Origin of the sequence: Arthrobacter sp. NPDC080073 (assembly GCF_040686575.1) — a bacterium.
In the GTDB taxonomy this organism is placed as follows: Bacteria; Actinomycetota; Actinomycetes; order Actinomycetales; family Micrococcaceae; genus Arthrobacter.
Genome location: NZ_JBFBKR010000007.1, coordinates 16,121 through 27,641, shown reverse-complemented (window position 1 = coordinate 27,641; position 11,521 = coordinate 16,121). Strand labels below are relative to the sequence as shown.

The following is an 11,521-nucleotide window of genomic DNA, read 5'->3' as shown; positions in this document are numbered from 1 at the left end:
TGATGAACATCCGGCCCCGCCGGACTCCATCATGTGCGGACGTAGCTCAGCTGGTAGAGCACCACCTTGCCAAGGTGGATGTCGCGAGTTCGAATCTCGTCGTCCGCTCCCTTTCCCCGAAATCAGGCCACAGCCACTGGTCAAACACAGTGTCACTTCCCCAGCAGCTCCACCGGAGCTGCTTTTTTGTGCCCAGGTATGCCCGCCCCGAACTCCGGTCGACCTGGTTATGCTCATGGAAAGATCAGCCGGACTGATCAATACCACTCAGCAAAAATCACTTTATCCAATGTGATTCAGGTCGCATACTTTTCTTCAGCCCTAATTCGTCCACGCCTACAGGCAGGAGTAACACGGTGAATCAAGAAACACTCGTCCGTTCGATCATGAGGAAGAAACCCATTGACGACATCGAGGAGGAAAGCAAGCACAGCGGGCTCTTCAAAAGCCTCGGCCTCTGGCAGCTGACCGCCATCGGCGTCGGCGGCATCATCGGCGTCGGGATCTTCTCCTTGGCCGGCCTCGTGGCCCACGGAAGCAAAGACACCCCCGGAGTCGGTCCCGCTGTGCTGATCTCGTTCCTGGTCGCGGGCCTTGCATCAGCGGCCGCGGCGCTCTCCTACGCAGAATTCGCCGGCATGATCCCCCGCGCCGGATCGGCCTACACCTATGGCTACGTTGCCCTGGGCGAGGTCATCGGCTGGTTCATCGGCTGGGACCTGCTGCTCGAGTACATCGCGATCGTCGCCGTCGTCGCAATCGGCATTTCCGGGTACTTCGATGCCTTCCTGTCGGGGATCGGCATCCACATGCCCGCCTGGATGACCTCAACCGTGGACGAGGGAAAGGGCGGGGTCATCAACCTTCCGGCCATCCTGGTCTGCTTGTTGGTCACCTGGATCCTAAGCCGCGGAACCAAGGCGTTCGGCCGTTTCGAACTGGTTGCGGTGGCCATCAAAGTGGTACTCATCCTGTTCATCATTGGCTTGGGCATCTTCTACATCAACACCAACAACTACAACCCGTTCATGCCCAGCGGCTTCGGTCCGGTACTGGCCGGGTCCGCAACGGTCTTCTTCGCAGTGTTCGGCTATGACGCCATGAGTACAGCCGCGGAGGAAGCGACTGATGGCAAGAAGCACATGCCGAAGGCAATCGTCCTCTCGCTTGTCATCGCGATGCTCCTCTACGTTGCGGCAACCCTGGTGCTCACCGGTATGCAGAACTACAAGGACATCAACCCCACCGCCGGCTTCGCCTCCGCCTTCACCGGCGTTGGCTTGCCCGTCATTGCCACCATCATCTCCGTGTTCGCGGTCCTGTCCATCCTGACCGTGATGCTGACCTTCCTCCTGGGCGTCACCCGCGTCTGGTTCTCGATGAGCCGCGACGGCTTGCTTCCGGGCTGGTTTGCCGGGACTGACAAGCACGGAACTCCTCAGCGCGTCACCTGGATCGCGGGCGTCGCCTCGGCCCTGCTCGCCGGCGTGTTCCCCATCAAAGCTGTCGCCGACCTCACCAATATCGGCATCCTCGCCGCATTCGTCGTGGTGTGCTTGTCGGTCATCATCTTCCGCTACAAGAAGCCCAATGCGCCCCGCACCTTCAGGCTGCCGTTCATGCCTGTGGTTCCGGCCTTCGGCATGCTTGCCTCCGGCTTCCTCATGCTCCAGCTCCATTGGGAAACCTGGCTGCGTTTTGTGGTGTGGCTGGTCATCGGACTGGTCATCTACTTCGGCTACGGCCGCAAGCATTCCTTGATGAATCCGGACAGTCCCCGCCACCAGCAGCTTTCTCCCGAGAAGCAGTTGTGACCTGTTCCAGGAATCCGTTTGACTTCCCAGTCAAATTTTCCCTTGGCACCTCCTAGGTCTCGGGTTAGGATCGAAAACGGAGGAGCGAACTGGCTCCGGGATGGAAAGGAGGTGCCCGTGGGATTATTTGACGATCTGAAGGGCAAAGTTCAGGACCTCGTTGGTGGCAAGGAAGAAGCCATCAAGGACGGCATCGAATAGGCCGCCGATTTTATCGACGACTAGATGCGGTTCAGAGAGCCGCTTCCGAGTTCGTGGGCAACCTCGACGGTTTGCTGTAAGGGCTACGGCCTGGACAGCTTCCTCCGCCAATGAGGCTCCGTAGCCGGTTTATCCGGCCAGAGCTCCCGAATACAGTTACGTCAACGGGGCACCGGTCCCGCCGCGAGGCGACGCCGGTGCCCTTGGCGTTTAACCGTTGCGGCCTCGGCAGACGCGCCACGGCTCGGGTAACGTGATGGACTATGCCAGCGTCATCTCTCCACACCGGACAGTCACGTCCAGCCTCCGCTTCCCGGCAGCTCTCCCGTCCGCTCGTGGCTGGAATTGTGACCGCGCTGGTCGGTTTCACCTCCTCCTTCGCGGTGGTGCTGGCAGGCCTCCGGGCGGTCGGGGCCACGCAGGAACAGGCGGCCAGCGGGCTCCTTGCCCTCACCCTCACCTTCGGGCTCGGCGTGCTCTGGCTTTCCTGGCGGTCGCGCGTGCCTGTCACGCTTGCGTGGTCGACACCCGGTGCCGCGCTGCTCGCGGGAGCCGGAGTGCCCGACGGCGGGTGGCCGGCCGCCGTCGGCGCCTTCCTTATCGCTGGTGCGCTGATCGCCCTGACGGGGCTCATTCCGGCCCTGGGAAAGCTGATGGCGAAGATTCCGACAGCCCTCGCCCAGGCGATGCTCGCCGGGGTGCTTCTATCGCTTTGCCTTGCCCCGTTCAAGGCCCTGGGCACCGCACCCTTGTTGGTGGCCCCCGTGATCCTCTGCTGGCTGGTCATGATGAAGCTGGCGCCACGCTGGTCGGTCCCTGCCGCGCTGTTGGTGGCTCTCGCAGTCATTGGAATCTACATCGTGGTCAACGGCGTGAGCATCCCTACGAACCGGCTGCTGCCTGAGTTGCATTGGACCACTCCCGCCTTCACGCTCAGCACGGTGGCCGGCATCGCCTTGCCTTTGTTCATAGTCACCATGGCTTCACAGAACATTCCGGGGGTGGCAGTGCTGAAGTCCTTCGGCTACACGGTCCCGTGGCGCCAGTCGATGCTGGTGACCGGTGCAGGAACTGCCATGGGGGCGCCCTTCGGCGGGCACGCTATCAACCTCGCCGCCTTGAGCGCCGCTCTGGCGGCAGGGGAAGAAGCAGGTGGGGACCGTAGCCGGCGCTGGATCGCAGCCTTCACGTCAGGCCTGGCCTACCTCGTGCTGGCAGCCTTCTCCGCCGCGCTCGTGACCGTCGTGGCGGCGGCGCCGCCGGGGCTCCTGGAAGCGGTCGCGGGCCTGGCGCTGCTGGGCACCCTGGCCTCCGCGATCGCCTCGGCGCTGGCCATTGCCGAAGAACGCATCGGCGCCTCCGTGACGTTCCTGGTCGCAGCCTCGGGCCTCAGCTTCGCTGGGATCGGCGCCGCGTTCTGGGCACTCGCCGCCGGAATCCTGGTGCGATGGGTCCTTAAGACGCGGGAGCCCTGAAACCCCAAAAGTAGAGTGGGGCAGTCGGGTCCCTAGGAAGGCTCGTGGTTTTGGCCTTCACGCGCCAGGGCGGTCAGGCGGGACACGGCGCGGAAGTATTTCTTCATGTACCCGCCGGTCATCATTTCCTCGGTGAAGAGCTTGTCGAAGGGCACGCCGCTGGCAAGGATCGGGACGTCCTTGTCGTATAGGCGGTCGGCCAGCACCACGAAGCGAAGGGCGACGGCCTGCTCCGTAATGGTTTCGACGTTGCGCCACACAACGGCATCGATTCCTGAGATCAGCTTGCGGTAGCGGCTGGGATGCACACCGGCAAGGTGGTCGATCAGGCCGCGGAATTCGTCCATGGCCACAGTCTGGCCATCGAACTCGGCATGCATCTGCCGCTTGAGGTCTTCGTTCCTCAACGGTGCCGGCGCCGCAGGCAAGCCGCGGTGCCTGAAGTCTTCCCCGTCGATCCTGACAACATCGAACTGGTCCGCAAGGACCTGGATCTCCCGCTGGAAGTCGACTGCGGCAAATCGGCCGTCCCCGAGTGAACCAGGCAGAGTGTTGGACGTGGCAGCGAGCTTCACACCGGCGTCGGACAATTCACGCATGAGGCGGGACATCAGCACCGTGTCGCCCGGGTCGTCGAGCTCAAATTCGTCAATGCAGACAAGCTTGTAGCTGCTCAAAGCCTCCACAGTCTTCCGGAAGGACAGGGCGCCCACCAGGTTGGTGTACTCCACGAACGTCCCGAAGGCTTTCGGCCCCGGAGCCGAGTGCCAAAGGGAAGCCAGCAGGTGGGTCTTTCCGACGCCGAATCCGCCGTCGAGGTAGATGCCCGCCCGGCTGTTGACCTTCTTGCCGAAAAGGCGTTTGAACAGGCCGTCTCCGTCACCGGCTCCCACCGTCGCCCCGAAAGCTTCCAGGGCCTTCACCGCTGCGGCCTGGCTGGGCTGGTTCGGATCCGGCCGGTAGCTTTTGAAGGACACCTCTCCGAACCGTGGCGAAGGGTAGAAACCCTTCAGAATCTCATCCGCTGAAGCCGCCGGCGTGCGCGCGACGAGCTGTTCGATCTGTACCAATGCGGTCCGTTCTTCGTGTCGTAAGTCCCCAGCAAGAATACCGGCAATGCATCGCCCCGGGCGGACACGTGATGAAGGCCATATTTCACCATATGAACGGGGAGGAGCTTTAGACCCCGGCCCTCGATAATGTGGGATTAATGCCGGGCACCTCCTATCGCCCGGCGCCGCCCGGTGTCAGTGAAAGTGTCAGTGAAAGGCCATACCAATGTCCTACCCCGTTGAGCAGAACGAGAAGTTCGCCGCGTACGCCCACCCCGAACGCCTGGTGTCCACCGAGTGGCTTGCCGCGGCACTCGAGGGCGGCGCGCTTGGCGACAGCAAGCTGGTTGTTGTCGAGTCCGACGAAGACGTCCTCCTATACGAGACCGGCCACATTCCGGGCGCAGTCAAGATCGACTGGCACACGGACCTGAACGATGAAGTCACCCGGGATTACGTCGACGGTGAAGCATTCGCAGCCCTCGCAGCAGCCAAGGGCATCTCGCGGGACACCACCGTGGTGATCTACGGCGACAAGTCCAACTGGTGGGCCGCTTACGCCCTCTGGGTTTTCACGCTCTTCGGCCACGACGACGTCCGGCTCCTGGACGGCGGCCGCGACAAGTGGATCGCCGAAGGCCGCGAAATCACCACTGACATCCCCCAGCCTGCCCCGGGCGAGTACCCCGTGATCGAACGGAACGACGCCCCGATCCGCGCCTTCAAGGACGACGTGCTGGCTCACTTCGGCAAACCGCTGATCGACGTCCGCTCCCCCGAGGAATACACCGGCCAGCGCACCCACATGCCGGCCTACCCCGAGGAGGGCGCCCTGCGCGGGGGCCACATCCCCACCGCGGCCTCCATCCCGTGGGCACGCGCCGCCGCCGAAGATGGCACCTACCGTAACCGGACCGAACTCGAGGCCCTCTACCTTGGAGAAGCCGGCCTCACGGAAGGCGACGACGTCGTGGCGTACTGCCGCATCGGCGAGCGTTCCAGCCACACCTGGTTCGCACTGAAATACCTGCTTGGGTTCGAAACGGTCCGCAATTACGACGGTTCCTGGACGGAGTGGGGCAATGCCGTGCGCGTCCCGATCGTCAAGGGCGCCGAGCGGGGCTCCGTCCCCGCACTCGCTGGAAAGTAATCCGGAGTCCCTGTGCCTTGCCACTGGTCCGGCCATATTGAAGCAACGGGAACCAGACCGGCCCGGACGTGCGTAAGCTGGAAGTGATGAGTACCTATACGTTGCCCGCCGCACTGGCGGAAATTGTCGATGACTTCCAGGCGCTGACCGAGCCCGATCGCCTTCAGCTGTTGCTTGAATTCTCGCGCGGGCTCCCGGCCCTGCCGGAGCGGCTGCTGGACCACCCTGAACTCCTTGAGCAAGTGGTGGAGTGCCAGTCGCCGCTGTTCCTGACCATCGAGCAGGAAAAGAAGCCCGACGGCGTCGCCTACCGTTTGTTTTTCAAGGCACCGCCGGAGGCGCCCACCACGCGCGGCTTTGCGGGCGTTTTGCATGAAGGCTTGGACGGGCTGACTGCCGCCGAGATCCTGGCTGTTCCGGATGACATGCCGGAGCTGCTGGGCCTCACCCGGGCGATCACACCGCTGCGCATGCGTGGCATGACGGCCATGTTGGGGCGGATCAAGCGCAAAGTCGCCGCGGCGGACCGCTTGTCCTCCTGAGCCGGAGTACCGGGAATGGCCAAGAAACAGGCTTCACAGGGAACGCCGGCCACAGCCGTACTGGCTGCGGCCGGCGTTCCTTTTACCCTGCACCCCTATACGCATGATCCTTCGGCGGCCAGCTACGGGCTTGAGGCGGCCGAGGTCCTGGGTGTGGATCCCGGCCGGGTCTTCAAGACCTTGATGGTGGACGTTGAAGGCAAGCTCGCGGTGGGCATCGTCCCGGTGAGTGGCACCCTTGACCTCAAGGCGATCGCCGCGGCCCTGGGATCCAAGAAGGCCACCATGGCCGATCCCAAAACGGCCGAGCGTCGCACCGGCTATGTCCTCGGCGGGATTTCCCCGCTGGGTCAACGCCAGCCATCGCCCACCGTGCTCGACGAATCGGCGTTGGCCTTCGGAACGGTCCTCGTTTCCGGTGGACGCCGTGGCCTGGACATCGAGCTGGATCCCACGGACCTTATCCGGCTGACCGGTGCCCGGACTGCGCCCATCGGCAGCCCTTAGGAAACTCCGGGAGCAGCGCACGTATTCTCAACCCGCCGCTGGGCCGCCCTCAAGCCGACGACGGCCCGCCACGGGGTGTGAGGTGCGGAGCGAGCCACGAGCGCACCAGCCGCTCCCACTTCTGCGGATCCACGTTCCACTCTTTCGTGTGGCGCGCGCCTTCGAAGGGTTCAAAGGTGACCATGTCCGGATTCTTTTCAGCGAGGCTGGCCGAAGGTTCGTAGGGAACGTACTCATCGTCCACGCTGTGGATCACCAGCGTCGGAGTCCGCAGTTCAACGGCGCGGGCATCCCAGTCCATTGCCTTCAAGTCGACGGGCGCGGCCAGGCCGGTAAGGCGCCGGCCCAACGGGTGCCCCAACATCAACTGCCCGTAACGGCCCACGGCGTAGGGGATCCGGTTGATCTGGGCGTGGTGTGCCAGGACGTTGACCCAGTTGATCACCGGTGCGTCCAGGACCATGGCCCGGATCACAAGGCGGTGATGCGACAGATCGGCCGTCTGCAGGCAGATCGCCCCGCCCATCGACCATCCGAACAGGACCACTTCGTCGGCGCCGTGGGCGAGTGCGTACTCAATGGCAGCGTCGACGTCGTGCCATTCCGTGGAGCCCAGGCCGTAGCGCCCGTCCGGGGCAGACGGCGCCAGGCCGTCGTTCCGGTAGGAAACCAGCAGGCTGTCGAGTCCGAGATCGTGCGCTACCCGCACCGCGCGCAAGCCTTCGAGGCGGGTAGCGCCACGGCCGTGCACCATGATCGCCCACACCTTCGCGGGCTTCCCTGCGCCTGACGGAATCAGCCACGCGGGCGCCTGGCCTCCCTCGACGTCGATCCGTATATCTTCCGAATCCAGGCCAAGCGCCGCCGGGGAGTCATAGACGGCACCGCTCCACCATCCGCGCCGGGCGGTTGCCAGATCCCCGCTGTAGACTTCCTCGACTTCGCGCTGCACGGTCCGCTCCGCGGGCGAATAGGACACGATGCGGCCGATCCGCGCGAACCCTGTCCCGCCCGCGAAGAAGAGGCTGAACACGCCGTCGATGGTGGTGTCCGGGGTAGCTGCGAGGATGACCTGAAGCCCGCTGTCACCGCGCACCACCGCCAACACCTCCTGGTCGGCCTCGCGCACTGACGGGGTGATGACCCGCCGGGCGAAATAGGCTGCGAGCGCCGAAGACCCCGCGCCCAGCAAGCCCGCAATGCTGCTTCCAGCAACGATCCCCGCAACGGTCCATTTGGCGCGGACGGACATTTTCTCGCCGTTCTCAACGGTTGGCGCAGCTCGGGTCATGGATGCCATGTGACCATTCTCCCGGTTGCGGGGCCGTGTTCCGAACAGCGCCCTCCATGGCGTTTCCCCCGGGACGCTACGCCGCAGCGGGAACAGAATTGCCGCGCTAAACCATGCCTCCCGGCGCGGCTCAGGTCTACGCTGTAGCCATGAGTGAACCAATCGTCATCCTTACCGAAGAGCCTCTCGGCCCGGACGACCGCGTCAATATTGCCAAACTGGTCGACGGCGGAGACTCGCCCTTGGTGGTGCTGGTGCCCGCGAACACCGAACGGCACTTGTTGGTGGACTTCCTCGAGAACCTCTCCTTGCTTGAGATAGCCAAGGCATTCCGGGATCTGCTCGCAGAAGCGCCGGATCCACAATCGGAGCGGGCCCAGGCTGCGGAGGCCTTGTCGGCATCCCTCGCGGCCTTGGACGGGCTGGGCGGCGGGGTGACTGGTGAAATCGTCGACGGCGGTGCCGTGGCGGGCTTGGTGTCCAAGGTCAAGGCACTCAATGCGGCACAGGCCGTCGTGGTCACCCGGCCGCACGCGATTGCCGATACCTTCCACACAGACTGGGCGAACAAAGCCCAGGACCAGTTGGGGCTGCCTGTGCTGCATCTCTACGCGGGCTCGGGATTTATCGGCGACTCGTGAACGTTGAGAGAACATGAGCACTGCAGATAACAGGAAGTTTTTCCAGGCCGCGGACCCCTTGGCCGGGGTTCCCCTCCAGGATGTCCCGCAGGGCGGGCAATGCGTGGAGAAAACCGAAGCGGAGTGGCGTGAAGAACTCACCCCGGAGGAGTTCAGGGTTCTTCGCCAGGCCGGAACGGAACGTCCGTACACGGGTGAGTACTGGGACACCCATACGGCAGGCGTGTACCAGTGCCGCGCGTGCGGCGCAGAGCTTTTCACCAGCAACGAGAAATTCGATTCCCATTGCGGCTGGCCGTCCTTCTGGGCACCGCTCGCGGAAGGCACCGTCCGGTACCTTCACGACCGCACTTTGGGAATGGAACGGGTGGAGGTCCGCTGCGCTAATTGCGATTCACACTTGGGACACGTTTTCGAGGGTGAGGGCTACGGCACACCTACTGACCAGCGGTATTGCATCAACTCCGTTTCACTCAAGCTTGTCGAGTCCCCGGCCGGGCAGTAGTCCCGGGCGTTAAATCCGGGCCCCGGCTCCGGACGCAAACGGCCCGCTACCGGCGGTCCCCCATGGCCAGCCCTCCCCGGGCTGGACCTTCCGGGGGCCGTCGGAACCATTTGACCAAGAGTTTCTTATGCTCAAGCCCCTTTTGAATTAGCGACTCTGGCCGCTTGCTACGCTCACCTCAGAACAATGATTCTTGAGGAAAGGCACCGTCAACGATGACCACCACCGTTACCACCACCCGTCCGCGCATCACCCCGGACAACCGGGACTGGATCTCCCTGAAGGCCGCAGCCACTGCGCTCCAGGCATTCCAGGGCCAGGATGGTTCCATCCAGGATTCCCGCCACCACGAGGCTGCCCGGGCCTACACAGCCACACTCATGGAGGCCATCAAGACCCTGGCTCCTGCGTTCCCGCACGACGCTGCCTATCTCGAACTCCTCGTGACGGATTTCGGCCGTTGGGCCGACGCCGGCTTCGGAGTCCCGGACTTCCTCGACTCGTTGCTGGCCTTCAAGCCGCAGGAACACCGCGAAGACGGGCTCCAGCACCTCGTGGTGTTCCCCATGTACACCCAGAACGGCAGCACGAGCCGTCTTGTGGAAGCAGTCCTGATCGAGGTGATCTGGCCCGAGTTCATCGGGGCATTGGAGGCCGGCGAATACTCCAACAAGCTGTTCGTGCCTATCCGTTTCCTGGACTTCACCCCCGGGTACGACACCAATTCGGCCGTGCTCTTTCCCGAGACCGTAGCGGTAAGGGAAACGCCTGCCTTCACGTGGGGCGCCATCTTCGCCGACCGCGAGGCCGCACGCTTCCGCCGTGTCCTCAAGGCAGCTGCCGCAACGACATCCCTTGAACTCCCCGCAGATGCCGCCGAGCTGTTGGATGACCAGGAACTCACACAGCGGACGTTCGTCATGTGGGACCTGATCCATGACCGCACCCACATGCGCGGCGACCTTCCCTTCGATCCGTTCATGATCAAGCAGCGGATGCCGTTCTTCCTCTATTCGCTCGAGGAGCTCCGCTGCGACCTGACAGCCTTCCGTGAATCCGTCCGGATCGAGAAGGACGAGGACGCTTCCCCCGACGCCCGTCGCCATGCGAAGCTCGTCCAGTACGCCGTCATCTTCGACCGAATCTTCCGCTTCGCGATCACCGGCAACCGGGTCCGTAACTACGACGGCCTGGGTGGCCAGCTCCTCTTCGCATGGATGCACCAGCACCACGTCCTGCACTGGACCGACAGCAAACTCAGCATCGACTGGGACGAGGCCGCCGACGTCGTCATCGAGCTCGGTGCCCGGATCGAAGAACTGTACTGGCGCTCGATCGACCGCCCTAAGGCCGCCCACTGGCTCGCAGCGTATAAGCTCATTTCGGGTACGGTCACTCCCCACCCGGCTTCGGTCTGGGCAAAGGGCCCGGAGGCTCTGCCGCTCGACGGACCGCCCCGCGGCCTCACCGACCAGGTCCTCGACGACGAATTCCCCCTGTCCATGTTCTACGAAGCACTGGAGAAGAAAATGCGTCCCATCATCGAATCCACCACCGGTATCACCGGGCAGACCGCAGCCTCATGACCGGCGGACCGCTGACTGTCGTCGTCACAGGTGGCAGCAACTCCTCCGGGATCGCTGTCGCCCGCGCTCTCGCCCTGGCCGGCCACCGCGTCTTCACGATCGGCTCGAACGAAGCACGTATCAAGGCCGCCGCGGCCGAAGCGGGCAACGACGTCACCGCCCTGGTGTGCGATCTTTCCCGGCTGGAGTCCGTGCGCGAACTCGCATCCGAGATCCACGGAAGCACGGAAAGGGTCGACGGCGTCATCCACCTGGTGGGAGGGTGGCGCGGGGCCAAGGGAATCGAAGACCAGCCGGACGAAGACTGGTCCGCCCTTGAGCAAAGCGCCATCACCACCCTGAGAAACGTCTCCCGGGTCTTCTACAACGATCTCGTCTCCTCCCCCACGGGACGTTTCGCGATGGTGAGTTCGACGGCGGTCGCCGCACCTACTGCGGGCGCCGCCACCTACGCGGCGGCCAAGGCGGCCGCGGAGACCTGGACCCTGGCGGTGGCCGACGGGTTCCGTCGTGATCAATCCGGAAACTCCGGAAACTCCGGAAACTCCGGAATCAAGGACGAACCCGCGGAGCAGCACAGCGCCGCCGTGGTCTTTGTGGTGAAGTCCCTCGTGGACGCCGCGATGCGAAGGGAACATCCGGAGCGGAAATTCCCCGGATACACGGACGTTGAAGACTTGGCGGCGGCCGCCGTCGGGCTCTTCGACAAGCCGGCAGCGGAACTGAACGGACAGCGCCTCCTCCTGGCCAAATAGAC

General features: G+C 63.9%; 11 protein-coding genes, 1 tRNA gene and 1 pseudogene. 11 read left to right on the top strand and 2 right to left on the bottom strand.

Annotated features, from left to right (window positions below):
- The first annotated feature begins 35 nt into the window (after nucleotides 1–35).
- The 4 genes and pseudogenes from AB0O52_RS10175 to AB0O52_RS10160 all read left to right on the top strand — a co-directional run bounded on the left by AB0O52_RS10175 (nucleotide 36) and on the right by AB0O52_RS10160 (nucleotide 3,490).
- Nucleotides 36–108: transfer RNA gene (locus tag AB0O52_RS10175), tRNA-Gly, on the top strand.
- Between the two features lie 248 nt (nucleotides 109–356).
- Nucleotides 357–1,814: an amino acid permease gene (locus AB0O52_RS10170; protein WP_364537047.1), complete on the top strand. Its 1,458-nt coding sequence runs from the start codon at nucleotides 357–359 to the stop codon at nucleotides 1,812–1,814.
- 69 nt (nucleotides 1,815–1,883) lie between these two features.
- Nucleotides 1,884–2,012: pseudogene (locus AB0O52_RS10165) on the top strand (antitoxin); the annotation flags it as partial.
- A gap of 266 nt (nucleotides 2,013–2,278) precedes the next feature.
- Nucleotides 2,279–3,490 carry a benzoate/H(+) symporter BenE family transporter gene (locus tag AB0O52_RS10160; protein WP_364537044.1) on the top strand — a complete coding sequence of 404 codons (1,212 nt, stop codon included), beginning with the start codon at nucleotides 2,279–2,281 and terminating at the stop codon, nucleotides 3,488–3,490.
- Nucleotides 3,491–3,522: 32 nt separating this feature from the next.
- Here the strand turns inward: AB0O52_RS10160 and zapE are convergent, their stop codons facing one another.
- Entirely contained in the window at nucleotides 3,523–4,560 is a 1,038-nt protein-coding gene (gene zapE / locus AB0O52_RS10155) for a cell division protein ZapE (RefSeq protein WP_364537041.1), read from the bottom strand.
- Nucleotides 4,561–4,768: 208 nt separating this feature from the next.
- Here zapE and AB0O52_RS10150 point away from each other — a divergent pair, with 208 nt between their 5' ends.
- From AB0O52_RS10150 to ybaK, 3 genes are all read left to right on the top strand, one after another.
- Entirely contained in the window at nucleotides 4,769–5,692 is a 924-nt protein-coding gene (locus tag AB0O52_RS10150; protein WP_364537038.1) for a sulfurtransferase, read from the top strand.
- Nucleotides 5,693–5,778: 86 nt separating this feature from the next.
- Nucleotides 5,779–6,234, top strand: coding sequence for a SufE family protein (locus AB0O52_RS10145; protein ID WP_364537035.1), 456 nt, complete (start codon nucleotides 5,779–5,781; stop codon nucleotides 6,232–6,234).
- A gap of 15 nt (nucleotides 6,235–6,249) precedes the next feature.
- The gene (ybaK, locus tag AB0O52_RS10140; RefSeq protein ID WP_364537032.1) at nucleotides 6,250–6,741 is read left to right on the top strand and encodes a Cys-tRNA(Pro) deacylase; all 492 of its coding nucleotides are present in this window, start codon (nucleotides 6,250–6,252) and stop codon (nucleotides 6,739–6,741) included.
- Nucleotides 6,742–6,790: 49 nt separating this feature from the next.
- On the opposite strand, the gene AB0O52_RS10135 is transcribed toward ybaK, so the two are convergent.
- Nucleotides 6,791–8,041, bottom strand: coding sequence for an alpha/beta hydrolase (locus tag AB0O52_RS10135; RefSeq protein ID WP_364537029.1), 1,251 nt, complete (start codon nucleotides 8,039–8,041; stop codon nucleotides 6,791–6,793).
- A 140-nt stretch (nucleotides 8,042–8,181) separates the two neighbouring features.
- On the opposite strand from AB0O52_RS10135, the gene AB0O52_RS10130 reads away from it, so the two are divergent.
- From AB0O52_RS10130 to AB0O52_RS10115, 4 genes are all read left to right on the top strand, one after another.
- Nucleotides 8,182–8,673 carry a hypothetical protein gene (locus tag AB0O52_RS10130; RefSeq protein WP_364537026.1) on the top strand — a complete coding sequence of 164 codons (492 nt, stop codon included), beginning with the start codon at nucleotides 8,182–8,184 and terminating at the stop codon, nucleotides 8,671–8,673.
- Nucleotides 8,674–8,686: 13 nt separating this feature from the next.
- A complete protein-coding gene (gene msrB, locus AB0O52_RS10125) occupies nucleotides 8,687–9,178 on the top strand; it encodes a peptide-methionine (R)-S-oxide reductase MsrB (RefSeq protein WP_364537023.1) in 492 nt (163 codons plus the stop codon).
- A 215-nt stretch (nucleotides 9,179–9,393) separates the two neighbouring features.
- Nucleotides 9,394–10,764 (top strand): DUF6421 family protein, encoded by a 1,371-nt coding sequence (locus AB0O52_RS10120; protein ID WP_364537020.1) that lies wholly within the window; start codon nucleotides 9,394–9,396, stop codon nucleotides 10,762–10,764.
- Complete coding sequence (locus AB0O52_RS10115; RefSeq protein WP_364537017.1) at nucleotides 10,761–11,519, top strand: SDR family oxidoreductase; 759 nt, start codon at nucleotides 10,761–10,763, stop codon at nucleotides 11,517–11,519. Before AB0O52_RS10120 ends, AB0O52_RS10115 begins: the two co-directional genes overlap by 4 nt.
- Nucleotides 11,520–11,521: the final 2 nt, after the last annotated feature.